The organism is Streptomyces sp. NPDC027185 (assembly GCF_055567035.1).
Genome location: NZ_JBVHRF010000008.1, coordinates 114,011 through 137,994 on the forward strand (window position 1 = coordinate 114,011; position 23,984 = coordinate 137,994).

The window sequence follows — 23,984 nt, forward strand, 5'->3', positions numbered from 1 at the left end:
CCGCGTCGTGTCGCGCCGTCGGGGGCGGCCGCTACCCGCCCACGCCCCGGTGCCGCACCGCCGACCCCGACCGGTCCTTGACGACCTCCAGCTGAGCGGGGATACGGCCCTTGAGGTCCGCGACATGGCTGACGATGCCCACGCTGCGGTCGCGTTCGCGCAGCCCGTCGAGGACGTCCAGCACCTCGTCCAGGCTCTGCTCGTCGAGGCTGCCGAAGCCCTCGTCGATGAAGAGGGTGTCCAGGCGGGTGCCGCCCGCCTCGTCGGTGACCACATCGGCCAGGCCCAGCGCCAGGGCGAGCGAGGCGTAGAACGTCTCCCCGCCCGACAGGCTCGACGTGTCCCGCTCCCGTCCCGTCCACGCGTCGATCACCCGCAGCCCCAGCCCGGAGCGGCGCACCCCGGCGCTGCGCGCGTCCGAGTGCACCAGGGTGTAGCGGCCGCCCGACATCCGCCGCAACCGCTCCCCCGCGACCACCGCGACCTGCTCCAGACGGGCGGCGAGCACGTACGACTCCAGCCGCATCCGGCGGACGTTCTCGCCGGAGGTCCCCGCCACCAGCGAGGCGATGCCGCCCACCACGCCGAACTCGGCGTACAGCGGGGCGAGCGCGCGGGCCTCGGCCGCCGCCCGCCGCGAGAGCCGGTCCAGCGCCGCGCAGCGCTCCGCGGCGCCGGTCCGGGCGGCGGTGGCCGCGCGCAGCCGCCGGGCGGCCATCTCCACGGCGCGGTACGCGTCCGCCGCATCCACCTCCGCGTCCGTCTCCACCGCCGCGGCCGCCGCCTCGGCCCCGGCCAGCTCCGCCGCCACGGCCGCGGCTTCCGCCTCCCGGTGCCGGACCCGTTCGGCCAGCTCCCGCCGGGCCGGCTCCGCCAGCTGCGCCGACCGCACCGCGTCCGCGTCCGGGAAACCGGCCGCCGCGACGGCCGCCGCCAGCGCCTCCTCGGCCTCCCGCAGCCGCCGCTCCGCCGTACGGGCGGCGCCCGCCGCCTCCACGACGGCGGCCAGCGCCGCCGCGCGCCGCTCCCCGCGCGCGGCCCGCTCCGCGACGCTCGCGCACTCCCCTCGGGCGAGCGCCACCTCCTGACCGAGCGCCGCCTCCTCCGCCTCCAGCGCCTCGCGCCGGGAGAGGCGGGCCGCGATCCGGCGCTCGGCGTCCTGCCGTGCCGTACGCCGCCGCTCCGCCTCCCGCTCGGCGGCCGCCAGCGCCTCCCGCGCGGGCCCCGCCCCGGCCGCCACCGCGCGCACCTCGGCGTACTCGGCGGCCAGCTTCTCGGCGTGGGTGGCGCGTTCGGCCGCCGGGGCGTCCCCGGCGGCGGCGGTGGCGGCGGCGAGTTCACCGGCCGCCTCCCGTACCCGGCCCTCCGCCGTGCGGTACGCCTCCTCGCGCTCGCGGTACGCGGTGAGCGCGGCCTCCTCCTCGGCCCGGCCGACGTGCCCCTCCTCCGGGCGCGCGGGGTCCGGGTGCCGCGTCGCGCCGCAGACCGCGCACGGGGCGCCGTCGCTCAGCGCGGCGGCCAGTTCGGCGGCGACGCCCCGCAGCCGGGCGTCCTTCCGCTCCAGCCAGTGTTCGTGGGCCGCCGCGGAGTGTTCCCGCGCGGTCAGCGCCAGGGCGCGCAGCCGCGCCAGCCGGTCCGTCAGCTCGTCGCGGTGGCGGGCCGCCGCCGCGCGTTCGCGGGCCGTGGCCACCGCCGCCTGAAGCGCCTCCGCCCGGCCGATGGCCTCCTGGGCGCGTTCCACCCGTTCCTGGAGGGCCAGCCGCCGCTCGCCGGCGCCGGCGAGCCAGTCGGCGCACTCCGCGACGGTGTCCTCGTCGGCGGCGCCCGCGCGCTCCGCCGCCTCCCGCTCGGCGGTCAAGGCGGCGACGCGCTCCTCCGCGCGGCGGGCCGCGGCCAGGGTGCCGAGCTGGGCGCGTTCGGTGTGCTCCCGTGCGGCGAGTTCGTCCGGTGCGGCGTCGGTGAGGGGGGCGGGCAGGGCGGCGCGGCGGGACCGCTCCGTGGCGGCGGCGGCCTCGGCCTCCCGCCGGGCCGTCGCGCACCACGCCAGCACGGGCGCCACCTCGGCGGCCCGGCCGGCCGCCGCCAGGCGCTCCCGGTCCCGGCCGTCCTCGTCGGCGGTCGCGGCCAGGCGGGCGGCGCGCTCCCGGGCCGCGTCACGGCGGCGCCGTACCCGGTCGCGCTCCTGCGCCTCCTCCCACACCACGGTGGCCGCGCGCTCCGCCGCCTCGGCGGACCGCTCGGCACAGCCGGCCACGGTCAGCCGCTCCCGCGCCGCGGCCCGCGCCACGGCCAGGCGGACGAGGACGGACGCGGCGAACCCGGGCTCGCCGACGCCCGGGACACCCGGGGCCGTCTCCGGTGCGCTCCGGCGGCCCGTGGTGCCCGCCTTCCGTGCGGCCGGGACGGTGCCGGACGGCAGCGGGGGCAGCGCCGCCAGGTCCGGGCAGTCGCCGGCCGCCTCCGCCGCGCGGTGCGCGAGCGCCAGCAGCCGTTCGTCGCCGCCGCGGACCCGTTCGGCCGCGGTCTTGCGCCGGAGGGTGAGCCGGTCCTCGACGGCGGCGAAGCGGCGGGTGTCGAAGAGGCGGCCCAGCAGCCGCGCCCGGGACTCCGCGTCGGCCCGCAGGAACCGCGCGAAATCGCCCTGCGGCAACAGCACCACCTGGCAGAACTGCTCCTTGTTCAAACCGAGCAGCCCGCCGATCTCCTCGCCGATCTCCTGGTGCGAGCGGCTGAGCGCCTTCCACCGGCCGCCCTCGCCGGGCCCCGGCACGTACTCCCGCAGCCGGCTCTGCGCCTTCTCCCGGGTCGTGCCCGTACCGCGCTTCTTCGGGCGGAGCTGCTCGGGCAGCCGGGTCAGCTCCAGCCGGCGTCCGGCGACGGTCAGTTCGAGGACCACCTCCGTCGGCACCGACGGGTCGGCGAGATCGCTGCGCAGCGCCTGACCGGCCTGCCGGGCGCCGGGGACGGAGCCGTACAGCGCGAAACAGACGGCGTCCAGGACGGAGGTCTTGCCCGCGCCGGTGGGGCCGTGCAGCAGGAACAGGCCATCGCGCGAGAGCCGGTCGAAGTCGACGGTCTGCACCCCGCCGAACGGTCCGAACGCCGTCACCGTCAACCGGTGCAGCCTCACGGCGCCACCTCTTCCGCCGCCTCGGCCAGCCGTACCTCTTCGAACGCCTCGCGCAACACCGCCCGCTCCTCCTCGTCCGCCGCCCGGCCGCCGCGCACATGCGCCACGAAGTCCTCGGCGACCTCCTGGTCCCCGCGGCCCCGCAGCCGCTGCGCGTACGAGGCGAACGTCTCCGCCGGGCGCTCGTCGGGGTCGAAGTCGAGGGCGAGGATGTGCCCGAACCGCTCCGTCAGGCGGGCCATCGGCTCCGCCGGGCGCACCGGATCGGTGAGCGTCGCCTCCACCCAGTGCTCCGTGTGGCGCTCCAGCGCCGGGTCCTCCAGCAGCGTCTCCAGACGGCCGCGCAGCCGGGCCAGCGGGCGCGGCACGGGCGCGTCGATCCGCTCCGCCGCGACCGCGCCGTCCGCGCCCAGCTCGATCAGCCAGGACGATTTGCGGTGCGTCGCCTCGGAGAAGGAGTACGCGAGCGGGGAGCCGGAGTAGCGGACCCGGTCGCTCAGCGTCTGGCAGCCGTGCAGATGGCCCAGTGCGACGTAGTCGACGCCGTCGAAGACCGCGGCGGGCACCGACGCCACACCGCCGACGGTGAGGTCCCGTTCGCTGTCGCTGACCTCGCCGCCGGTGACGAAGGCGTGCGCCAGGACGACGGAGCGGGTCCCGGCGGGCCGGGCGGCGAGGTCGGCGCGGACCCGGTCCATCGCGGCGCCCAGCACCTCGGTGTGGGCCGCGCGTCCGGCGCCGAGGCGGTCGCGGACGAGGGCCGGTTCGAGGTAGGGCAGGCCGTAGAAGGCGACCGGGCCGTCGGCGTCGTCGAGCAGGACCGGCTCACCGCAGCGCTCGGGGTCGGTGCGCAGGTGGACGCCGCCGTGCTCCATCAGTCCGGCGCCGACGCCGAGGCGGCGGGCCGAGTCGTGGTTGCCGGAAATCATGATCGTGGGGACGCCGAGCGCGGCGAGGCGGTGCAGCGCGGTGTCGAACAGTTCGACGGCGGCGAGCGGCGGCACCGCCCGGTCGTAGATGTCACCGGCGACGAGGACGGCGTCGACGTCCCGGGCGGTGACGGTCTCGACGAGATGGTCGAGGTAGGCGCGCTGGGCGGGGAGCAGGCTCACGCGGTGGAAGGAGCGTCCCAGGTGCCAGTCGGAGGTGTGCAGCAGTCTCACCACGCCGCTCCCGCCCGCATCGTCACTCCCTCACCCGCCGCCCCGGGGCGGCCTCGCCGGTCCGCTGTCACCCGGCCATCCTCGCAGGCGCGCGCGGTGCGCCCGGCCGCCCGGGGACGTGCCGTCCGTCTCACGCCTCGCCGTACACCTCGCCGCCCAGCTCCAGGACGGCGCTGCCGGCGGTGGTGTCCGCCAGCCAGGCGCCGAACGCCGCGACGTCCGCCTCGGGCAGCCCGATGCCGATCCGGACCTCGGCGCCGTAGCTGACCTCGCGCACCACGCGGCCGGTGGCGCGCAGATCGTTCTCCAGTTTCCCGGCCCGCTGGTGGTCGACGGTGACGGTGGCGAGGCGGTAGCGGCGGCGGACGACCGTGCCGAGGGTGTCGAGGGCCTCGCCGACGGCGCCGCCGTAGGCGCGGATCAGCCCGCCGGCGCCGAGCTTGACGCCGCCGAAGTAGCGGGTGACGACGGCGACGACGTACCGCATCTCGCGGCGCAGCAGCATCTGGAGCATCGGGACGCCGGCGGTGCCGCCCGGCTCGCCGTCGTCGCTGGCCTTCTGGACGCCGCCGTCGGCGCCGAGGACGTACGCGTAGCAGTGGTGGCGGGCGGTGGGGTGCTCCTTGCGGACGGCCGCGATGAAGTCCTGTGCCTCGGCCTCGGTCGCGACGGGCGCGAGGGCGCAGAGGAAGCGGGACTTGTTGATCTCGATCTCGTGCACCCCGGCGTGGGCGAGGGTCCGGTACTGCTCCTGCATCGCCCCAGCCTATGCGGCGGCACGGCGGCCGGGGTCACCGGCTGTCGCACGGGGGTACGGGCGCGGTGTCCGCCGTCCGGGGGCCCGGGGCGCGTCCAGGCGGCGTATCCGGGCGGGTGTTGCGGTGCGTCGGGCGGACGCGGGCGCCGCCCGTGGGCACTGTGACCGGGGCGACGGCCTCGTGCGCGGGGCCCGCTCGCGCACCCAGGAACCGTACGGCGGGTCGGCGGAGGCTTCATGGACGACAACACACACACGACGCTGGCGGCGGGCGCGCCCGTGACGGGCGAGGCGATGCCCGAGCCGCCGCCGGAGGTGGTCGAGGCGGCCCGCGAGGCGCCGGATCACTGGCTGGCCATGGTGGACCTGACGTGGACGGGCGAGGGCCCGCCGCCGCTGTGGGCGGTGATCGGACAGTGGCGCTCGGGGCCGGACGGCGAGATCGCGGACTGGCGGGACAACCCGGAGTACCGGCCGTCCCCGCAGATGCTGGACTGGGCCGAGCCGACGGACCCGGTCGACCACGCCGTGCAGCTGGCGGCGACGGGGTACGGTCCGGTGCCGGACGTGGCGCGGGCGCTGGCGGCGGCCGAGGTGTCGTTCCTGGTGTCGGCGGCGGGCGCGCCGCTGCCCGCGGCGTCGCCCGAGGGCACGCCGGTGGTGCCCGTCTACACCTCGGAGGAGCATCTGGAGCCGGTGGGCCGGGTGCTCGTCGACCGGCGCCCGGTGGCGGACCTGCTGGAGCTGCTGCCCGCCGGGCACGCGCTGTACGTCAATCCGACGGGCGCGGTGAGCATGCTGGTGGAACCGGACGCGGTCCGGACGGCGGTCGCGGAGCACGCGCCGGACCGGATCACGGTGGAGATCGGGCGGCCCGGTACGGGAGCGGGCGGCGCGGAGCCGGTACGGGACGGTGAGGCGGGTGAGCGCGGCGGTCTGCCGAAACCGGCGCGGACCGCCGCCGTCGCGGCGTCCATGGCGAGCAGCGGGGCCCGGGGCGGCGCCGTCTGACGGCCCCCCTCCCACGAACCCGCCCCGCCCGTCTTCCCCTTCGGGCGGGGCGTTCCGCGTCCGGCGCGGGAATCGCGGCCGCCCGGCGGGTGTTGGCCGTACGGAACCCGCCGTCCGGGCGCGGTTCCCCCACGGCACGGTGGGACGGAAGACGGGGAGGCGGCGCATGTACGGCGATCCTGCGGTGATCCGCGGCATGCTGACGGAGCTGGGCGACACCTGGGCGGTGGTGGGCCTGTCGGGGAACAGGTCACGGGCGGCGTACGGCGTCGCCGCGGCGCTGCAGCAGTTCGGCAAGCGGATCGTGCCGGTGCATCCACGGGCGGAGACGGTCCACGGCGAGCGGGGTTATCCCTCGCTGTCGGCGATCCCGTTCCCGGTGGACGTGGTGGACGTGTTCGTCGCCTCCGAGCGGGCGGGCGCGGTCGCGGACGAGGCGGTGGCCATCGGGGCGAAGGGCGTGTGGTTCCAGCTCGGCGTCGTGGACGAGGCGGCGTGGGAGCGGGTCCGCGGCCAGGGGGTCGCGATGGTGATGAACCACTGCCCGGCGATCGAGATACCGCGCCTAGGCTGAGGGCGCGGGGCCCGGTGGCGGCGCCGTACCCGGCGGGCGGTAGCGTCCGGGCATGAGTACACCGCGTCCCGCCGTGCCCGGGGATGCCGCCGAGTTGGTGCGGCTGCGCCGGTCGATGTTCGCCGCGATGACCGGGCGGGACGCGCCCGGCCCCTGGGAGGACGACGCGCGCGCCATGGCCCGGCGCCGGTTGGCCGACTCTCCCGAGGCGTTCGTGGCGTACGTCGTCGACGGTGTGTCCGGGGCGGCGGCGCCGCATCTGGCGGCGTGCGCGGTCGGCACGGTCGAGGAGCGGCTTCCCGCTCCCGGGCATCCCACGGGCCGGTTCGGCTTCGTCTTCAGCGTCTGCACGGACGAGCGGTACCGGGGGCGCGGGTACGCGCGGGCGGTGACGGAGGCGTTGCTGGGCCGGTTCGCGGAGCTGGGCGTCAGCCGGGTCGATCTGCACGCCACCGACGCCGCCGAACCTCTTTACCGCAGCCTGGGCTTCGCGGCGCACTCGACGGCGCTCTCGGTGGATCTGCGGTCGTGGCGGTCCGGCGGCTGAGCCGGATCAGGCGGTCGCCAGTCCTTCGAGGACGGTGGCGTGCGGGAGTTCGGCCAGCGCCTTGCCGGGGACGATGAGCTTGCCCCGGCGGCTGCCGCTGCCGATCAGCGCGTACGGCGTATCGGCGACGGCGGCGTCGACGAGCAGCGGCCAGTCGGCGGGCAGCCCGATGGGGGTGATGCCGCCGTACTCCATCCCGCTGTCGCCGACGGCGGTGTCCATGGGGGCGAACGACGCCTTACGGGCGCCGAGTTGGCGGCGTACGGCGCCGTTGACGTCGACGCGGGTGTGGGAGAGCACCAGGCAGGCGGCGAGGGTGCTGCTCCCGCCGCGCTTGCCGGCGACGACCACGCAGTTCGCGGACTGCTCCAGCAGCCACGCGCCGTGGTGGGCGACGAGCACGGCGGTGTCGGCGATGGCCGGGTCGGTGTCGACGTAGCGGATCTCCTCCACCGGAACCGAGCCGTTCCAGCTCCGCAGGGCGGCGGCGACGGGCGCGGCGAGCAGGTCCAGGCGTTCGACGGCGGGCCGGACCTCGCTGAATGCATCCATGGGCACGGGCATGGCGCCAAGCTAACAGCCGCCGACCTGCACCTGACGGCATGTCTTTGGTCAGCGGGCGGCCGGTGGGCCCGGGGCGGGGCCCGGCGTACGCGGCGGGCGCGGGACACCGGTGTCGAGGCCCCCGGCCGCGAGGGCTGGGGGAACGAGGGCACCGGCGGGACGCCGGGGAGGGAGGCCCTCGGCGGGTCCGGTTCAGCCCACCGGGTGACCGCGCCCGGTGGGCCCGGTCATCCGCGGACCCGCCCCGTGTGGTCACCCGGTGGGGCCGGGCCGGGCGTCCGGGGCGGCGCCCGCGTCCTTCGGGGCGGACGGGGGCTCCAGGGCGGAGAGCGCCACCAGCTGTTCGGGGGTGACGCCCTCGGGGACCGGTACCGGCGCCGGGGTGCGCAGCGGTGGGTGCCAGCCGGTTCCGGCCTCCCAGCGGCGGACGACGCGGGCGGGGGCGCCGGCGACGACGGCGTGGTCGGGAACCTCGCCGCGGACCACCGCGCCCGCCGCGACGACCGCGTTCCGGCCGAGCCGGGCGCCGGGCAGGATGACCGCGCCGGTGCCGATCCAGCTGCCCGGCCCGATGCTGACCGGGGCGCTGCGGGGCCACTGCTTGCCGACGGGCACCTCGGGGTCGTCGTAGCTGTGGTTGGTGGTGGTGAGGTAGACACCCGGGCCGAAGAAGCAGTCGTCGCCGATGGTGAGGGGGACGTCGGCGATGACATGGCTGCCGCGCCCGAGGACGACGCCGTTGCCGAGGGTGAGGATCGCGTCGGGGCCCAGGTCGAGGTCGGGCATCATCCCGGCGGTCAGGGTGACGTCCTGGGCGATGATGCAGTGCTCGCCCAGGGCTATCCAGGGGTCACCGAAGACGGTGCCCTGCGGGAAGGCGAGGCGGGTGCCGGTGCCGATGGCGCGGAAGCGGTACGGGCCGGGGCGCTCGGCGGTGACCGCTCCCGCGCGGCTCACCCAGCGGGTGCCGCGGTGCAGCGCGCGCGAGGCGGCCCGTCGCCGCCAGGCGGCGAGGGAGGAGAACACGTTCTTGTTCGACACCACTCGCACACCGTACTCAGCGCGCCGGGCCCCCGGCCGGGCCCGCCCCTGTGATCTTCGCCCCAGCCGCGCGCCGCCGTACGCCCCGGGGCCCGGGGCCGCGCCCTCAGCCGGTGGCCGGGCCGCTCAGCCGGTGAACGACGCGGCGTGGGTGGCCGCGAGGTCCTGGTAGACGGTGGCGTTCAGCTTGATGCCCGCGCGCTCCTCGTCGGTCAGCTCCCGCTTGACCTTGGCGGGGACACCGGCGACCAGCGAGCCGGGCGGGACGACCATGCCCTGGGGGACGAGCGCCTGTGCGGCGATCAGCGAACCGGCGCCGATGTACGCGCCGTTGAGGACGGTGGCACCCATGCCGACCAGGACGTCGTCCTCGATGGTGCAGCCGTGCAGGACGGCGTTGTGGCCGACCGAGACGCCGCTGCCGACGGTCACCGGGAAGCCGGGGTCGACGTGGACGGTGCAGTTGTCCTGGATGTTGCTCCCGGCGCCGACGGTGATCGGGCCGCAGTCGGCGCGCAGCACCGTCTGGTACCAGACGCTCGCCCGCTCGGCGAGCGTGACCTCGCCGAGCACGACCGAGGTCGGGGCGGTGAACGCCGCCGGGTCGACGACCGGTGCGGTGGTGCCCACGGCCGCGATGAGTGCGCCCTGCGCCATTGCTGTTCTCCTTCGTCCGTGCGGATCGCGCCGGGTGCACAGTAGGCGACGGGCCCGGCGGTCCGTCAGGCGGCTTCCCAGGCCGCCCCGATCATCCGGAAGACCTCGTCCACCGCGGTCTGCGGGTCGGCCGCCTCGCGCGCGACCGCGTAGGCGTCGATGACGAACCGGGCGAGCGCCCGGCAGGCCGTCGCGGTCAGGGCCAGGTCCGGATCGGCGGCGAGGGTGGCGGCCAGCGCTTCCGCGTGGCGCAGCCGCATCGACTCCTCGTACTCCCGCAGGGCGGGTGAGGCGGCGATCATCCGCCACACCGGGGCGGCGCCGTCCGCGGTGCAGTGGCGTACCAGCTCGTGGACCTCGCGGCGCAGTGCGGGCAGCGGCGAGCCGTGCGGGGCGCGCCCGGTGACCGCGCCGGTCAGGCGCCGCTCGAAGTCCTGGTCCTGCTCGAAGACGAGGGCCTCTTTCGAGGCGAAGTGGGAGAAGAGCGTGGTGACGGCGACGTCGGCCTCGGCGGCCACCTCACGGATGCCCACCGCGTCGTATCCGCGCTCCAGGAAGAGGCGGAGGGCGGCGTCGGCGATCTTCTGCCGGGTGGCGGCCTTCTTGCGTTCGCGGCGTCCGGACGGCTCGTTCATGCGGTGACGCTACCAAATGCGAATCCATAACCGTTCCAAAACACTAACGATTAGTGTTACGTTCTGCCGCATGAAGCGAGTGAGTTTTGCCGAGTTCGGCGGACCGGACGTGCTCCGCCTGGAAGACGCCGAGGAGCCCCACGCGGGCCCCGGCCGGATACGGATCGCCGTGCGGGCGGCGGGGGTGAACCCCGTCGACTGGCGGATCCGCGAGGGCCAGTCCCTCAAGGCCCATCCCGTCGCGCTGCCCTCCGGTGTCGGGCTGGACGCCGCCGGGGTGGTGGACGAGGTCGGCGCGGGCGTCACCGGCGTCGCGGTCGGCGACCGGGTGTTCGGCGAGGGGGAGAACACCTACGCCGAGCACGCCGTGCTGACGGCGTGGGCCCGGATGCCCGAGGGGCTGACGTTCGAGGAGGCGGCCGGGTACCCGTCCGTGATGGAGACAGCGCTGCGGCTGCTCCGCGAGGTCGGAGTGGTCCCCGGGCAGACGCTGCTGGTCAGCGGCGCGTCCGGCGGCGTCGGCTCGGCGGTGCTGCAGATCGCCCGCGACCGCGGCATCACGGTGATCGGCACCGCCGGCGCCGCGAACCAGGACTACCTGCGCGATCTGGGCGCCCTCGCCACGACGTACGGCGAGGGCTGGGCCGGGCGGGTGCGGCGGCTCGGCCGTCGTATCGACGCGGCGCTCGATCTGGCCGGGGCGGGCGTGCTCGACGAGTTGGTGGAGCTGACCGGGGATCCGCGGAAGGTGCTCTCCATCGCGGACCTGGACGCGGCCCGGTTCGGCGTCCGGTTCTCCGGAACGGCCGGAAGCGTGCCGGACGCGCTCGCCGAGACCGTCGCCCTGCTCGCGCGGGGCGCACTGCACATCCCGGTCGAGAAGGCGTACCCGCTCGCCGGGGCCGCGGCGGCGCACATCGACAGTCAGGCCGGTCATACCCGGGGCCGGCGGGTCATCGTCGTCTGAGCCACCCGGCGCGGCGCCCCCGCGGGCGGGGAAGCGGGGCGGCCGGCGCCCTCACCCACGGTGACGCGGCCCGCACCCCCGGCATGCGATCAAGGGCGGTGGCGGGCAGGCTGAGGCCATGGACCGCGTACCCGTTATCGTGCACCCGCCCTGTGCGGGCGGCCGTCGCGTCACGCTCCACGGGCAGGACATCGGGCGGGCCCGGCGGCCGGGCGACATCGCCGCGATCCTGCGCCGCGCCGGATTCCCCGCGACGGAGCTGATCTGGGACGACGCCGGGGTCTGCGAATGGCGGGAGGGCGGTCCCGACATCTGGTTCACCCGCTGAACGGCACCGGCCCGGTGGCAGCTGCCACCGGGCCGGAACGCTGTACGGGGGAAGGGTCAGTCGGTGCTCGCGCCGACCGCCGCCGCTTCCTCCTCCTTCGCCGCCTCACGCGCGGCGGCGGCCTTCTTCGCCCGCTGCTTCATGAGGAGGAACGAGCCGATGCCGAAGAGCACGGCGGCGGCCAGCCCCCAGTAGGAGAACCGCTTGAGCCACGGCTCGGCGACGACGCCGACGCTGTAGAGGAGGGCGGTGGTGCCGCCCGCCCAGACGATGCCGCCCAGGACGTTGGCGATGAGGAACTTCCAGTACGGCATCTTCAGCACGCCGGACAGCGGACCGGCGAAGATCCGCAGCAGGGCGATGAACCGGCCGATGAAGACCGCCCACATGCCCCACTTGTCGAACTTCTCCTCGGCCATCGCCACATGGTCGGGCCCGAAGTGCTTGGGGAACTTCCGCCCCGCCCAGTCCAGCAGCGGCTGACCGCCCTTGCGGCCGATGAGATAGCCGATGGAGTCACCGATGATCGCGCCGGCCGACGCGCAGGCGCCCAGGACGAACGGGTCGATGTGGTCCTGGGTCGCGGACAGGATCGCCGCGCTGACGAGGACGATCTCACCCGGCAGCGGAATGCCCAGGCTCTCCACCCCGATGACCACTCCGACCAGGAGATACACACTGATGGCCGGAACCGTCGCCAGCCACTCCTGGATATGCAAAGCCGCTTCCTCCGCATGGTGTCGGGCCCCCGTGGGCCGCTGCCCGGTGTCACCGAAACCGGTGCGTCCGATTCCCCCGGCGCGCCGGATGGGCGCGTCCGGGAAGCGTACTCGAACGAGCCGGACGGAGGCGGTGGCGCGAACGCGCGGAGGAACGCCGGCGCGCGGGGCGGACGGCGCGGCCCCGCGCGCCCCGCGGCCGGGCGGGCTCAGCCGTTCGGGCGGAGGGTCCAGACGATGGACATCTCGCCCGTCACCGCGCCGTCCTCGCGGGTGAGCGTGACGTTCACGGGGAATTCGGGGCGCGCTCCGGCGTCGAGGTCGGCGATCACCTCGGCGGCGGGGCGGCCGAGCTGCGCGGTGGCGGTGACGGGCCCCTTGGCGAGCTTCTTGTAGCCGATCTCGGCGCCGACGGCGAGCGGCACCGCACGGTGCAGCTCGGAGCCGAAGGCGGTCATGACGATCGCGCCGCTCGCGGACTCGGCGAGGGTGAACATCGCCCCGGCGTGCGGCCCGGCGACGTGGTTGTGGAAGGCGGGCTGGTCGGGCAGGCGGACGACGGCGCGCTCGGCCGTGGTCTCGGTGAATTCGAGGTTGAGGGTGCGGACCATCGGCACGGAGGCCGCCATCATCTCGCCGATGGACGGCAGGGACTCGGAAGACATGAGCGGCATGTTACCTGTGAGTAGCTTGGTGCGGAAGGCCCTGACCTGAGCCGTCGCGGCATCCGCCTATCGTGGATGCCCATGACGACGACCGCTCCGCAGCCGACCGGGAGACCCCGCCCGCACCGCTCCCCCGGCCCCGGCCCCGTACGCCCGGCCGCGGTGGCGGGGCGGCGGTGAGAGCGGGCCGGCCCGCCTGGGCGGGGCGGAACTACACGATCCTCACGGCCGCCGCCGTCGTCTCCGGACTCGGCCACTCCGGCGCGCTGATCGCCACCGCGTTCGCCGTGCTGGGGGCGGGCGGCTCCGCGACCGACGTGGGCCTGGTCGCCGCCGCCCGTACGGTCCCGCTGATCGCGCTGATCCTGGTCGGCGGGGCGCTCGCGGACCGGCTGCCGCGGCACCGGGTGATGGTCGCGGCCAACGTCCTCAGCTGCTTCTCGCAGGGCGCCTTCGCGCTGCTGGTGCTGACCGGTGAGCCGCGGTTGTGGCAGATGGCGGTGCTCGCGGCGCTGGGCGGCACCGGGCAGGCGTTCTTCGCGCCCGCCTCGGAGGGCATGGTGCTCGCCAGTGTCTCCGCGGAGGACTCCGGGCGGGCGTTCGCGGTGTTCCGGATGGGCCTGAACGGCGCGAACATCGGCGGCGCCGCGCTCGGCGGCGCGCTGATCGCGGCCGTCGGTCCGGGCTGGGTGCTCGCCGCCGACGCCGCGGCCTTCGCCTGCGCCGGGGCGCTGCGCGCCCTCCTCGACGTGAGCGGGGTGCCGCCGCGCGCGAGCGGGGAAGGCATGGTGCGGGCGCTGCGCGACGGCTGGCGCGAGGTGGTCTCCCGGCCCTGGCTGTGGTCGGTGGTGGTGCAGTTCTCCGTGGTCAACGCGGTGATCGCGGCGGCGGAGGCGGTCTACGGTCCGCTGGTCGCCGAGGCGCATCTGGGCGGACCGGGGCCCTGGGGCATGGCGCTCGGCGCGTTCGGCGCGGGCACCGTGGCCGGGGCGCTGCTGATGACCCGCTACCGGCCCCGCCGCCCGCTGCTGACCGGTTCACTCTGCGTCTTCCCGCTGGCCCTGCCGTCGGCGGCGCTGGCGGTGCCGCTGCCCGCCGCGTGGCTGACCGTGGTGATGGGCCTGACGGGCGTGTCCGTCGAGGTGTTCTCGGTGGCGTGGATGACGGCGCTGCACCAGGAGATCCCGGAGGAGAAGTTCTCCCGCGTCTCCTCGTACGACTGGCTGGGCTCGCTCGCCGGGGTTCCGCTCGCCACCGCGCTCGCCGGTCCCGTACAGGACGCCGTCGGCCTCCGGGCCGCACTGTGGGGGTGCGCCGGTGTGGTCGCGCTGCTCACCGCGGCGGTGCTGTGCGTCCCGGACGTACGGCGGCTGGCCCGGCGGGCGCCGGACGGGGCGGCGGGCGGCGGCGCGGCGGACGGGGCGCCGCCGGCGGCGGAGAGCCCGGCGGCGGGCTGAGGCGGCGGAGCACCGGGCGGGCCGCCGGTGCGCCCCGCCCGCATCAGCCGATGCTGAACGCGCCTTCGGGCGGCTCGGGCGAGGCGACCGCGTCGGCGTCCTGGACGGGGGTGGCGTCGCCGGTCAGCCGGTGCAGGGCGGCGCCGTGCGTCACCCGGGCGGGGAAGGCGTCACCGGCCGCGCGGCGGGTCAGCGCGGCCAGCGGCAGCGGGGCGGCGGAGGCGACCAGGACGGTGTTGCCGAAGCGGCGGCCACGGAGCACGGACGGTTCGGCGATCAGCGCCGTCTCCGGCCAGACCGCGGCGGCGCCGGCGAGCTGGCCGCGCAGGAAGGTGAACGGCGCGCCGTCGGCGAGGTTCGCCGCGTACACCCCGCCGGGGCGCAGCACCCGGGCGACCGCGCGGGCGTAGCTGACGGTGGTGAGGTGCGCGGGGACCCGCGAGCCGCCGAAGACGTCGCCGATGACGAGGTCCGCGGAGCCCGCGGGCGCCGCCTCCAGCGCCCGGCGGGCGTCGTCCGCGCGCACGGTGATGCCGCTGCCGGCGGGGAGCGGCAGCTCGTCGGCGACGAGGGCGAGCAGTCCCCGGTCGGCCTCGACGACGTGCTGGCGGGAGCCGGGGCGGGTGGCCGCGGTGTAGCGCGGCAGGGTCATCGCGCCGCCGCCGAGGTGCAGCACGTCGAGCGGCTCCCCGGGCGGGGCGATCTCGTCCAGGACGTGCGCGAGGCGGCGGACGTACTCGAACTCCAGGTGCTCGGGGTCGTCGAGGTCCACGTACGACTGCGGGGCGCCGTCGACGGTCAGCAGCCGGGCCCGGGGCCGGTCCACGTCGGGCAGGAGTCGGGCGGTGCCGCCGTCCACGTCACGGATGACCGGTATCGGCTCGGAGGGTGCGTCCACCGTCCCATTGTGCCGGGCGGGACGGAACGCGCCGGCGCCCGTCCCGGGCGGGGAACGCACCGGGCCCGCGCCGGGCCGGACGGCCCCCGTCGCGCGGCCCGGCGGACGCCCGGTGCGCGCCGCGTCCGTCGGTTACGCTCCCGACGTGTTCGAACCCGCCGCGCCCTACGACGGTCCCGCCGCGCGCGCCGCGCGTGTCCTGCGCTCCCCCTGGTGCCGGCTGGCGCTGCTGGTGACGGTGCTGGTCTGCGCGGCGGCGGCGATGGTGGTGTGGCAGCCGCAGCGGCTGCTGACGGGCGGAACGCCCGGGTGGCCGACCGGGCCCGGCGCGGTGGCGGTCTACGCGCTGGCGTACGGCGTGTGCACCACGGCGTTCGTCCCGCGGCCGGTCCTCAATCTCGCGGCGGGCGCGGTCTTCGGCAGCGCCTCGGGGAGCGCCGCCGCGCTCGCCGGGACGGTGCTGGGCGCGGGGTTCGCCTTCGGGCTGGGGCGGCTGCTGGGCCAGGACGCGCTGCGGCGGACGCTGCGGGCCCGGTGGCTGACCGCCGCCGACCGGCAGCTGAGCGAGCACGGCTTCCGTTCCATGCTGGTGATCCGGCTGCTGCCGGGGCTGCCGTTCTCCGGGACCAACTACTGCGCCGCGGTCTCCCGGATGCGGTGGGCGCCGTTCCTGCTGGCCACCGCGGTCGGCAGCGTCCCCAACACCGTCGCGTACACCGTCGCGGGGGCGCGGGCGACCGCCCCCACCTCCCCGGCGTTCCTGGCCGCGACGGCGTTCATCGTGGTGAGCGGGGTCGGGGCGGCGGCCGTGGCGTGGCGCAAGCGGGCGGCGCTGCAGGGCGGCTGACGGGGGTCACCGGGTGGCCGTCCGGGCGTGGCCCGCCGTACACCTTCCGTCGTTACGTTCCTCGGGCCGCCGCATGATCGCTTTCGTCGTCCGCCGTGCCGTGCCGCTTCCCCGACGCCCGGCGGCGCGCGGGGGCGGGCGGCCTCATCCCGGGATTGCCGCCCCATGAGCTGGTTCGCTTCCTTCGTCCTCGGACTCGTCCAAGGGCTGACCGAGTTCCTGCCGATCTCCTCCAGCGCGCATCTGCGGCTGACCGCCGCGTTCGCCGGCTGGCACGATCCGGGCGCGGCGTTCACCGCCGTCACCCAGATCGGCACCGAGGCGGCGGTCCTGCTGTACTTCCGCTCCGACATCGCGCGCATCGTGTCGGCGTGGGCGCGCTCACTGTTCGACCGGCGGTCGCGCGGGGACCTGGACGCGCGCACGGGCTGGCTGGTGATCGTCGGCTCGGTGCCGATCGGTGTGCTGGGGCTGACGCTGAAGGACGCGGTCGAGGGCCCGTTCCGCGATCTGCGGCTGATCGCCACCACGCTGATCGTGCTGGGGCTCGTCCTGGGCTTCGCCGACCGGCGGGCGGCGCGGGCGGAGCACGGCGGACGCCACCGCGCGGCCGCCCGCCGCAAGGACCTCACCGAGTTGAGCGTCCGCGACGGCCTGGTCTACGGCGTCTGCCAGGCGATGGCGCTGGTCCCGGGCGTCTCCCGTTCCGGCGCCACGATCAGCGGCGGTCTGCTGATGGGCTACACCCGCGAGTCCGCCGCCCGTTACTCCTTCCTGCTGGCCGTCCCCGCCGTCCTCGCCTCGGGTCTCTACGAGCTGAAGGATGCGGGCGAGGGGCACGTCGCGTGGGGCCCGACCCTGCTCGCCACGGTCGTCGCGTTCGCCGTGGGCTACGCGGTGATCGCGTGGTTCATGAAGTTCATCAGCACCAGGAGCTTCCTGCCGTTCGTGGTCTACCGCATCGTGCTGGGCGTGGCGCTGTTCGTGCTGATCGGCGCCGGGGCGCTCGACCCGCACGCGGCGGAGTCGGCGGGATGAGGCCGGCGGGGCCCGCGGCGATCGCTGAGCGTGTGGGAAGGGACACACGCGGCCAGCGGAACGGTGGCGAACGTTGTGCTGTTTGCGCTGGTCAGCGGGGAGTTGAGGGGGAATCAGGGGCGGTTGGCGCGGCGCCGGGCGGCGCGGAGGGCCGTGCACGGGGTGAGGCATTGTCAGTGGCTGCCCCTAGCATGTTTGCCATGTCCCCTACTCCTTCCGCCCTTTCGGGCGCCCTCGCCCCTGCCTCCGAGGCCAACGACGCGATCCGCCGTTTCGTGTGCGCCCGGCCCAGCTGGACCTGGACGGCGCAGGACATGACGGAGTACGCGACGCTGCTGGAGACCTGGACGCACGCGGTGCGCGCGGAGGTCGTCGAGGCGGCGTGACGAGCGGTCCTGACAGGGCGTCAGTTCGGTGACGGTCCGCGGAGGCGCGGCGGCCCCCGGGTGTTCCGGGGGCCGCCGCTCTCTCGTCCCGGGTCCGTCGGACCCGGCCCGTCATCCTTCGTACTGCGCCACGATCTTGGTGTACGCGTAGGGCTCCTGGTCCACGCCGCTGCAGCTGTCGCCGTCGCTGCCGCCGGAGCCGCAGGGGCGGTCGCGGTTGACGGCCCAGTAGGCGAAGCGGGCGAGGTGGTGGGTGCGGGCGTAGTCGAGGATGGTCGTGAAGTCGTCGAGGGTGACGTTCTCGTCGGCCTCGTCGGTGTGGCCGTTCATGGAGGAGACGCCGATCCTGCGGTAGGCGTCGTCGTCGCTGTAGCCGTAGGCCGCCTTGACGTCGGCGGCGAGACCGTCGAGGGCGCTGACGGTGGCCTCACCCATGGTGCCGCTGTGGCTGCCGAAGTCGAACGGCATGATCACCCAGCCGTCGTTGTCCAGTCCCGCCTTCGCACCGCGGCGGATGAGGTCCTTGCCCTCGTCGGTCGGGCCCTCGGGCGTGGTGCCCATGGTGACGTAGGTGACGAGCCCCTTGTTGGCGTCCTTGACCTTCTTCAGGGCGTCGACGACGCGCTGGCGGACGGTGGCGTTGCTCATCTCGGTGTCCTCGATGTCGATGTCGAGGGCCTTGAGGTGGTAGGCGTCGATGACCTTCTGGTAGGCGCCGGCCAGGGCGTCCGCGCTGGTGCACTTCTCGCCGAGCTTGTTGCCGCTCCAGCCGCCGGCGGAGATGACGACGTCGCCGCCGTTCGCGCGGATCGTCTCGATGGCCTCGGCGTCGCTGCCGCCGGTCAGCGGCCGGTCGCCGTCCCAGGCGGGGTTGCAGCCGCCGTCGGAGAGGATGAAGGCGAGGGTGAACCACTTGATGCCGGTCGCCTTCATCACCTCGGCGGGCGGCTGCGGGTCGCCCCAGCCGAGGTACTCGTAGGGCGCGGCGGCCATCGGCGGGGCGGCCTTCGGGGGGTGCGCGGGCGGCGCGGCGGCGGAGGTGCCGGCGGCGCCCGCCGTGGCGGCGGTGGCCAGGAGCGTCGCGGCCACGGCGCCGGCCAGGGCGCGGCGGCGGGTGGGGGGTGTGGCGCGATCCATCAGGAGGTCTCCACTTCGCGGGACGGGGACGGGTGGCCGGGCCGCCGGGGGCGGCCCAGCGCGGTGGTGGGGGGCGCGGGCGCGTCCACCAGGTCGCGGACGAGGGTGTGGTGCGGGGAGTGGCGGCACGCCGGGTCGGTGGCGGCGGCGTCCCCGGTGAGGGCGTACGCCTGGCAGCGGCAGCCGCCGAAGTCCCGTTCGCGCAGGGCGCAGCTGCGGCAGGGCTCGCGCATCCAGTCGGTGCCGCGGTAGCGGGCGAAGGCCGGGGAGCGTTCCCAGATCCAGCGCAGCGGGCGGTCGCGGACGCCGGGCGGGTCGAGTCCGGGGAGGGCGGCGGCCGCCGGGCAGGGCAGGACGGTGCCGTCGGGGGTGACGGTGAGGGAGACGGCGCCCCAGCCGCCCATACAGGGTTTGGCGGTGCCGTCGAAGTGGTCGGGGACGACCCAGATCACCTCGACCCGGCCGTCCAGCTCCTGCCTGCGGCGGCGTACGGTCTCCTCCGCCTCGGCCAGCTGCGCGCGCGAGGGCAGCAGTTCGGCCCGGTTGAGGAGGGCCCAGCCGTAGAACTGGGTGTTGGCGAGTTCGATGCGTCCGGCGCCCCAGGCGGGGGCGAGGTCGATGAGCGCGTCGAGGGCGGCGAGGTTGTGGCGGTGCAGGACGACGTTGAGGCCGAGCGGCAGTCCGGCGTCGGTGACGACGGCGGCGGCGCGTTCCTTCGCGGCGTGCGCGCGGCGGCGTCCGGCGATCCGGTCCCCGGCAGCCGCGTCGGCGTGCTGGACGGAGAGCTGGACGCTGCGCAGTCCGGCGTCGGTGAGGGCGGCCAGCCGGTCCCGGGTCAGGCCGATGCCGCTGGTGATCAGCTGGGTGTGGATGCCCGCCCCGTCGGCCGCGGCGACGATGCCGGTGAGGTCGGGGCGGAGCAGCGGTTCGCCGCCGGAGAGGTGGGTGCTGACGACGCCGAGGGCGGCGGCCTGCCGGAAGACGTCCTGCCACTCGGCGAGCGTCAGCTCCGCGCTGCGCCGGGTGAGTTCGAGGGGGTTGGAGCAGTAGGTGCAGTGCAGCGGGCAGCCGTGGGTCAGCTCGGCGAGGAGCGCCCAGGGCGGCGGCGGTGCGGGGGCGGCGGGGGCCGGGCCGGTATCCGTACGGGCGGGCCGGGCGGCGGCTTCCGGGGTGCCGGGGCCGGGGGTGCGCGGGCCGGTGTCCGGCGCGGATCCATGCCCGGCGGCGGGGGCGCCCGGTGGGGGTCCGGCGACGGAGGCGGGCGGCGCGGGCTCCGGGGGGTGCGGTGCGGTCATCGCAGCCAGCCCTCCTTACGTACGCGGTCGAGGAAGGCGGGCACCTCGTCGGCGACCGGCGCCTCGGGGTGGCGGGCGCTCAGCTCCCGGACGATCCGCGGGACGTCGCGGGTGCCGTCGCAGAGCCGCAGCACCTCACCCGCCGAACCCTCCAGCACCACGACACGTTCGGGCAGGAGCAGCAGGTCGACGCCGCGGACCGGGTCGGCGCGGAGGAGGACGCCGGGGGCGGGGCCCGGACGCCAGGTGGTCATGCCCGCGCTCCGGGTCCGCCGGCGGCCGGGCGGCCCCCGCGTTCGACGGCGTCGAGGAGCGACCAGAGCACCTCGCACTTGAAGGTGAGGGCGGCGACGGCGCGGTCCTGGTCCGCCTCGGTCCGGGCGCCGTCGAGGACGAGGGCGAGGGCTTCCTTGCTGTCGCGGCTGCCCTGGTCCTGCCGGTCGTGGAAGTAGGTCAGGCCGTCCCGTTCGATCCACGGGTAGTGGCGCTCGAAGGCGCCGATGCGGGTGCGCATGATGTCCGGGGCGGAGAGTTCGGTGAGGGAGGCGGCGACCGCCTCCAGCGGGGAGCGCAGCCGGCAGAAGTTGACATAGCCCTCGACGGCGAGGCGGACGCCGGGCAGTACCCCCGACTCGTCGAGCAGCACGGCGCGGTCGATTCCGGCGGCCTCGCCGAGCCGCAGCCAGCGCTCGATGCCGCCCTCGCCCTCGCGGTCGCCGTCGTGGTCGCGGATCCGCCGCAGCCACATCCGGCGCAGTTCGGGTGTGCCGAGCTTGGCGGTGATCAGCGCGTCCTTGACGGGGATGTGCCGCTGGTAGTGGAAGCGGTTACGGATCCAGCGGCGCAGCTCGTCCGGCGTCAACTCTCCTTCGTGCATACGTACGTTGAAGGGATGACGGTCGTGGTAGTGCTCGCGGGCGACGGTGCGCAGGCGCTCCTCGAAGGAGGCCCGCGCCGCCGGAGGTACGCAGTGGTCGGGGGTCGGGTCTCCCTGTGGGCCGTTCATGGCGCGATCTCCGTCCCTTCCGCCGCGGCGGCGCTCCTGCGGCGGACGCCCGGACGGGGCGCCGCGCGCCGGCCTGCGCGGGCGGCGGTGCGCGGGGTGGGTGGGGGTGAGGGGGCGTTCCGGGTGGACGCGTGCCCGGCCGGGCCGGGGCACGCGCCCAGGCGCCGTGGATGCGGCCGCCGCCCCGGCTCCGGGCGCACCCACCGGGACGCGCGGTGTCCGGGCCGGTCAGCGGCGGTTCTCGGCCGGTGGGGTCAGCGGTCGGCGAGGCGGTACGCGGTGACTTCGAGCGCGGTGTCGATCACGGTGTAGCCGGGGGTGGCCCAGGTCGCGGGCCGGACGGCGACACCGTGCGGACGGGGCGCGGACTGCGGGGCCGAGGTGGACGGGGTGTCCGTCGTCTGCGGGGTCCGTACGGTCTGGCTGGTCATGGGGTCCGCCCTTCGCTGGCAGGTCGTGGGGGAACGGAGAGTTTCGGACACGGCGGCGGCACCCCCCGGACGCCGCCCGCACCGGCCACGGCACCGACACCCGGAATTCACGTAACTCCCCTGCTCGAACAGGAGAGTTACGGCGCTTCCGCCTTCGGTACGGCACCGCCCCGGCCGACCGGCGCATGCCCGGTGCACCGCCACGCCGTGACGCTCCGTACCGCACCGCAGAATCACCGCCGACGCGTGCCGGAGTCAATGGGGCGGAACACCATTGGTCCGGTCCATCTCCCCTCGGGACGCCGTCCGCACTCCCCTCCTGCCGGGCAACGCACCTGGTCGGGCGGGATTTCCGGGGAACACCGCGGGGCCGTGCCGCGGATTCCGATCGGCGGTGAATCCGTCGACGAGGAGGCCGCCCCCACCGGGCGACCGCGCCGTTTCCGGGTGAGTGCGGCGGTACGTCAGCGGGCGGGCGCGGGGCCGGAGTTGCCGGATCCGGTGCGCGGGCCACTCACGGGCGGGGGCGGGCCGGGGCCGGATGCGGTCCGAGCCGGTGGGTGGGCCAGGGTGTCCCGGCAGGTGGTGTGCGCGTGAACGCGCCTGACAGGGCGACAGGTGGCGTGTCCGGCGGGCGCACCGCGCGGCGTTCCGGGTGCGCCGTGCGCCTTCCCGGTTCTGCCGGGTGTCTTGACGGTGCCCGGGGCCCGCAGTAGGTTCCCGGCTCAACAAACAGGAAACTTTCCTATCAGCTCTTGGCGGCCCGCCCGCCGGTCCCGCGCCCGGACGGGATCGGCGGCGTTCCGCGCCCGATCACGGTGAGCGGCGGGGTCGGTGCCGGTGACCGCCGCGTCCTCGGCAGCCGCCGCGACCGTGGTGGCCGCTTGCGGGCGAGGGCGTCGGCCGGCTGCTCTCGTTGCCCGGTGGTCGCCGTCGGCGGTAGGCACGGTCGGCGTGACCGGTGGCCGCTGCCGTCGGTGGTCACTGTCGCCGTGGGGCCGGTGGCCGGTGGCCGCCGCACCTCCCGTTCACCGGCCCTCGCACCGGTGGTGGCCGCCGGTGGTGGCCGCCCCGGTCGGTGCCCGGCGACACCTGCCGGACGAGGGTCTCCCCCGCACGGCGGGTCCGGCGGGCACCGGCCGAACCGCCCGCACACCGCTCCTCGTCCTCGTCCTCGTCCCGGCTCCGTACCGCGTCCTCGTCCCGCTCACCCGGGCATGTCCTGCCGCACCTTCCTGACCGGAGGCCCCCCATGCGCAAGCGCAGCCCCTTCCTCCCCCACCGTCTCTCCCTCGCCGGTCTCGGTGCGTCCGCCGTGGCCGCCGGGCTGCTGCTCGCCGCCGGTACGGCCGGACCGGCGACGGCGGGCCCGGCGCGTCCGGCGGGCGCCAACGGCCCCGCGGCCGTGGCCGATTCCGCTCCCGGCAAGCCCGCGACCGTATCGGAGGGCTGGTCCATCCCCTGGGGGCTGAGCTGGCTCCCCGACGGGAGCGCACTGCTGACGGAGCGGGACACCTTCAAGGTCTTCACCCTCACCCAGGACGGCAAGAAGAAGCAGGTCGGCAAGGTTCCCGAGGTGGTGACCACCGGTGGTGAGGGCGGGCTGCTGAGCATCGCGGTGTCACCGAAGTGGGAGAGCGACCACCATGTCTTCGTGATGCACACCGCCAAGGAGGGCAACCGCATCGCCCGCCTCACCTACCAGGACGGCAAACTCAGCGACTACACCGTGCTGGTCAAGGGGATCAAGAAGAACACGTACCACAACGGCGGCCGTATCAAGTTCGGCCCCGACGGCCTCCTCTACGCCACCACGGGCGAGGCCCAGACACCCGACCTGGCGCAGGACAAGAAGTCCCTCAACGGCAAGATCCTGCGGATGACACCCGACGGCAAACCCGCGCCGGGCAACCCCTTCGGCACCCTCGTCTACTCCCTGGGCCACCGCAATCCGCAGGGCCTCACCTGGGACGCCCAGGGCCGCCTGTGGGAGGCGGAGTTCGGCAACGCCAAGTACGACGAGCTGAACCTCATCGAGCCGGGCAAGAACTACGGCTGGCCGGTCTGCGAGGGCAACTGCTCGGAGAGCGGGATGACCAGCCCCAAGCGTCAGTGGCCGGTGAAGGAAGCGTCCCCCAGCGCCGTCGCCTACGCGGACGGCGCGATCTACATGGCGGCGCTGCGCGGCCAGCGGCTCTGGCGCATCCCCGTCGACGGCACCACCGCCGGTACGCCCAAGGCGTACTACACCAAGGACTACGGGCGGCTGCGCACCGTCGAGACCGTCCCCGGCAAGAAGGCGCTGTGGCTGACGACGACCAACGCCGACAACAACGGTGACGGCGGCGCCGGTTCGGACAAGGTCTTCCGGATCGACCTGAAGTGAGCCGGGGCGGGGGCCGGCGCCGCGCGGGCCGTGCGGTGAGGCGGGCCCCGCGCGAACCGGCGGCCCCCTGAGCCGGTGCGGGCGGAGCCGTGGGGTCCGCCCGCACCCGTACGGCGGCGCCGGGGCGGGACGCGTACGGCATGACGGCGGGCGTCCGCCGCTCCCCGGTCCGGCTCATGAGGGCCTGGTCCCGGGAGCGGCGGGCGCCCGTACGGTTTCCGCACCGCGGGCCGCCGCCCGCCTCAGCCGTCCGGGGGCCCGGGGCGGCCGGTCGGGGTCCCGGTCGAGGAGCGGGTGGCCGCCCCGGGCGGTGCGCTGCGGGTGGCCGGACGCGGTGCGGTGTAC

25 protein-coding genes are annotated in these 23,984 nt (G+C 75.8%); 10 read left to right on the forward strand and 15 right to left on the reverse strand.

The window, feature by feature from the left end; genetic code table 11:
• Nucleotides 1-31: 31 nt before the first annotated feature.
• From ACZ4M8_RS24760 to ACZ4M8_RS24770, 3 genes are all read right to left on the reverse strand, one after another.
• Nucleotides 32-3,130, reverse strand: a complete 3,099-nt coding sequence (locus tag ACZ4M8_RS24760; RefSeq protein ID WP_467610801.1) for an AAA family ATPase — start codon at nt 3,128-3,130, stop codon at nt 32-34.
• Complete coding sequence (locus ACZ4M8_RS24765) at nt 3,127-4,293, reverse strand: exonuclease SbcCD subunit D (protein ID WP_467610803.1); 1,167 nt, start codon at nt 4,291-4,293, stop codon at nt 3,127-3,129. The genes ACZ4M8_RS24760 and ACZ4M8_RS24765 overlap by 4 nt, the downstream gene beginning before the upstream one ends.
• 130 nt (nt 4,294-4,423) lie before the next feature.
• The gene (locus ACZ4M8_RS24770; protein ID WP_467610805.1) at nt 4,424-5,050 is read right to left on the reverse strand and encodes a YigZ family protein; all 627 of its coding nucleotides are present in this window, start codon (nt 5,048-5,050) and stop codon (nt 4,424-4,426) included.
• 237 nt (nt 5,051-5,287) lie between these two features.
• Between ACZ4M8_RS24770 and ACZ4M8_RS24775 the strand changes: the two genes are divergently transcribed.
• From ACZ4M8_RS24775 to ACZ4M8_RS24785, 3 genes are all read left to right on the forward strand, one after another.
• The gene (locus tag ACZ4M8_RS24775; RefSeq protein WP_467610807.1) at nt 5,288-6,061 is read left to right on the forward strand and encodes a type VII secretion system-associated protein; all 774 of its coding nucleotides are present in this window, start codon (nt 5,288-5,290) and stop codon (nt 6,059-6,061) included.
• Between the two features lie 166 nt (nt 6,062-6,227).
• Nucleotides 6,228-6,635 (forward strand): CoA-binding protein, encoded by a 408-nt coding sequence (locus ACZ4M8_RS24780; RefSeq protein WP_467610809.1) that lies wholly within the window; start codon nt 6,228-6,230, stop codon nt 6,633-6,635.
• Nucleotides 6,636-6,687: 52 nt separating this feature from the next.
• Entirely contained in the window at nt 6,688-7,182 is a 495-nt protein-coding gene (locus tag ACZ4M8_RS24785) for a GNAT family N-acetyltransferase (protein WP_467610811.1), read from the forward strand.
• A 6-nt stretch (nt 7,183-7,188) separates the two neighbouring features.
• On the opposite strand, the gene ACZ4M8_RS24790 is transcribed toward ACZ4M8_RS24785, so the two are convergent.
• From ACZ4M8_RS24790 to ACZ4M8_RS24805, 4 genes are all read right to left on the reverse strand, one after another.
• On the reverse strand, nt 7,189-7,734 hold the full coding sequence (locus ACZ4M8_RS24790; protein ID WP_467610813.1) for a YbaK/EbsC family protein: 546 nt from the start codon (nt 7,732-7,734) through the stop codon (nt 7,189-7,191).
• A gap of 264 nt (nt 7,735-7,998) precedes the next feature.
• Nucleotides 7,999-8,796 carry an acyltransferase gene (locus tag ACZ4M8_RS24795; protein WP_467610815.1) on the reverse strand — a complete coding sequence of 266 codons (798 nt, stop codon included), beginning with the start codon at nt 8,794-8,796 and terminating at the stop codon, nt 7,999-8,001.
• 117 nt (nt 8,797-8,913) lie between these two features.
• Nucleotides 8,914-9,444, reverse strand: a complete 531-nt coding sequence (locus ACZ4M8_RS24800; RefSeq protein ID WP_467610817.1) for a gamma carbonic anhydrase family protein — start codon at nt 9,442-9,444, stop codon at nt 8,914-8,916.
• Nucleotides 9,445-9,509: 65 nt separating this feature from the next.
• Nucleotides 9,510-10,079, reverse strand: coding sequence for a TetR/AcrR family transcriptional regulator (locus tag ACZ4M8_RS24805; protein WP_467610819.1), 570 nt, complete (start codon nt 10,077-10,079; stop codon nt 9,510-9,512).
• A gap of 70 nt (nt 10,080-10,149) precedes the next feature.
• On the opposite strand from ACZ4M8_RS24805, the gene ACZ4M8_RS24810 reads away from it, so the two are divergent.
• Both ACZ4M8_RS24810 and ACZ4M8_RS24815 read left to right on the forward strand, forming a co-directional pair.
• Nucleotides 10,150-11,046: an NADP-dependent oxidoreductase gene (locus ACZ4M8_RS24810; RefSeq protein ID WP_467610821.1), complete on the forward strand. Its 897-nt coding sequence runs from the start codon at nt 10,150-10,152 to the stop codon at nt 11,044-11,046.
• A 118-nt stretch (nt 11,047-11,164) separates the two neighbouring features.
• Nucleotides 11,165-11,374, forward strand: a complete 210-nt coding sequence (locus tag ACZ4M8_RS24815; RefSeq protein ID WP_467610823.1) for a hypothetical protein — start codon at nt 11,165-11,167, stop codon at nt 11,372-11,374.
• Nucleotides 11,375-11,430: 56 nt separating this feature from the next.
• On the opposite strand, the gene ACZ4M8_RS24820 is transcribed toward ACZ4M8_RS24815, so the two are convergent.
• Nucleotides 11,431-12,093, reverse strand: a complete 663-nt coding sequence (locus ACZ4M8_RS24820) for a DedA family protein (RefSeq protein ID WP_467610825.1) — start codon at nt 12,091-12,093, stop codon at nt 11,431-11,433.
• Between the two features lie 209 nt (nt 12,094-12,302).
• The gene (locus ACZ4M8_RS24825; RefSeq protein WP_467610827.1) at nt 12,303-12,758 is read right to left on the reverse strand and encodes a DUF4442 domain-containing protein; all 456 of its coding nucleotides are present in this window, start codon (nt 12,756-12,758) and stop codon (nt 12,303-12,305) included.
• Nucleotides 12,759-12,934: 176 nt separating this feature from the next.
• On the opposite strand from ACZ4M8_RS24825, the gene ACZ4M8_RS24830 reads away from it, so the two are divergent.
• Complete coding sequence (locus ACZ4M8_RS24830) at nt 12,935-14,215, forward strand: MFS transporter (RefSeq protein WP_467611307.1); 1,281 nt, start codon at nt 12,935-12,937, stop codon at nt 14,213-14,215.
• A gap of 43 nt (nt 14,216-14,258) precedes the next feature.
• Here ACZ4M8_RS24830 and ACZ4M8_RS24835 read toward each other — a convergent pair whose 3' ends face one another.
• Nucleotides 14,259-15,113: a spermidine synthase gene (locus ACZ4M8_RS24835; protein WP_467610829.1), complete on the reverse strand. Its 855-nt coding sequence runs from the start codon at nt 15,111-15,113 to the stop codon at nt 14,259-14,261.
• Between the two features lie 145 nt (nt 15,114-15,258).
• Between ACZ4M8_RS24835 and ACZ4M8_RS24840 the strand changes: the two genes are divergently transcribed.
• The 3 genes from ACZ4M8_RS24840 (at nt 15,259) to ACZ4M8_RS24850 (ending at nt 17,384) form a co-directional block, all read left to right on the forward strand.
• Nucleotides 15,259-15,960 carry a TVP38/TMEM64 family protein gene (locus ACZ4M8_RS24840; RefSeq protein ID WP_467610831.1) on the forward strand — a complete coding sequence of 234 codons (702 nt, stop codon included), beginning with the start codon at nt 15,259-15,261 and terminating at the stop codon, nt 15,958-15,960.
• Between the two features lie 165 nt (nt 15,961-16,125).
• Complete coding sequence (locus ACZ4M8_RS24845) at nt 16,126-16,998, forward strand: undecaprenyl-diphosphate phosphatase (RefSeq protein ID WP_467610833.1); 873 nt, start codon at nt 16,126-16,128, stop codon at nt 16,996-16,998.
• A 200-nt stretch (nt 16,999-17,198) separates the two neighbouring features.
• Nucleotides 17,199-17,384: a hypothetical protein gene (locus tag ACZ4M8_RS24850; protein WP_399095571.1), complete on the forward strand. Its 186-nt coding sequence runs from the start codon at nt 17,199-17,201 to the stop codon at nt 17,382-17,384.
• Between the two features lie 111 nt (nt 17,385-17,495).
• On the opposite strand, the gene ACZ4M8_RS24855 is transcribed toward ACZ4M8_RS24850, so the two are convergent.
• The 5 genes from ACZ4M8_RS24855 to pqqA all read right to left on the reverse strand — a co-directional run bounded on the left by ACZ4M8_RS24855 (nt 17,496) and on the right by pqqA (nt 21,253).
• Nucleotides 17,496-18,521, reverse strand: a complete 1,026-nt coding sequence (locus tag ACZ4M8_RS24855) for a chitinase (RefSeq protein WP_467610835.1) — start codon at nt 18,519-18,521, stop codon at nt 17,496-17,498.
• A complete protein-coding gene (gene pqqE, locus ACZ4M8_RS24860; protein WP_467610837.1) occupies nt 18,521-19,816 on the reverse strand; it encodes a pyrroloquinoline quinone biosynthesis protein PqqE in 1,296 nt (431 codons plus the stop codon). The genes ACZ4M8_RS24855 and pqqE overlap by 1 nt, the downstream gene beginning before the upstream one ends.
• On the reverse strand, nt 19,813-20,070 hold the full coding sequence (gene pqqD / locus ACZ4M8_RS24865; RefSeq protein WP_467610839.1) for a pyrroloquinoline quinone biosynthesis peptide chaperone PqqD: 258 nt from the start codon (nt 20,068-20,070) through the stop codon (nt 19,813-19,815). The genes pqqE and pqqD overlap by 4 nt, the downstream gene beginning before the upstream one ends.
• Entirely contained in the window at nt 20,067-20,822 is a 756-nt protein-coding gene (gene pqqC / locus ACZ4M8_RS24870; RefSeq protein ID WP_467610841.1) for a pyrroloquinoline-quinone synthase PqqC, read from the reverse strand. Before pqqC ends, pqqD begins: the two co-directional genes overlap by 4 nt.
• Before the next feature lie 254 nt (nt 20,823-21,076).
• The gene (gene pqqA / locus ACZ4M8_RS24875; RefSeq protein WP_467610843.1) at nt 21,077-21,253 is read right to left on the reverse strand and encodes a pyrroloquinoline quinone precursor peptide PqqA; all 177 of its coding nucleotides are present in this window, start codon (nt 21,251-21,253) and stop codon (nt 21,077-21,079) included.
• Between the two features lie 1,252 nt (nt 21,254-22,505).
• Between pqqA and ACZ4M8_RS24880 the strand changes: the two genes are divergently transcribed.
• Entirely contained in the window at nt 22,506-23,639 is a 1,134-nt protein-coding gene (locus ACZ4M8_RS24880; RefSeq protein ID WP_467610845.1) for a PQQ-dependent sugar dehydrogenase, read from the forward strand.
• Nucleotides 23,640-23,984 lie beyond the last annotated feature (345 nt).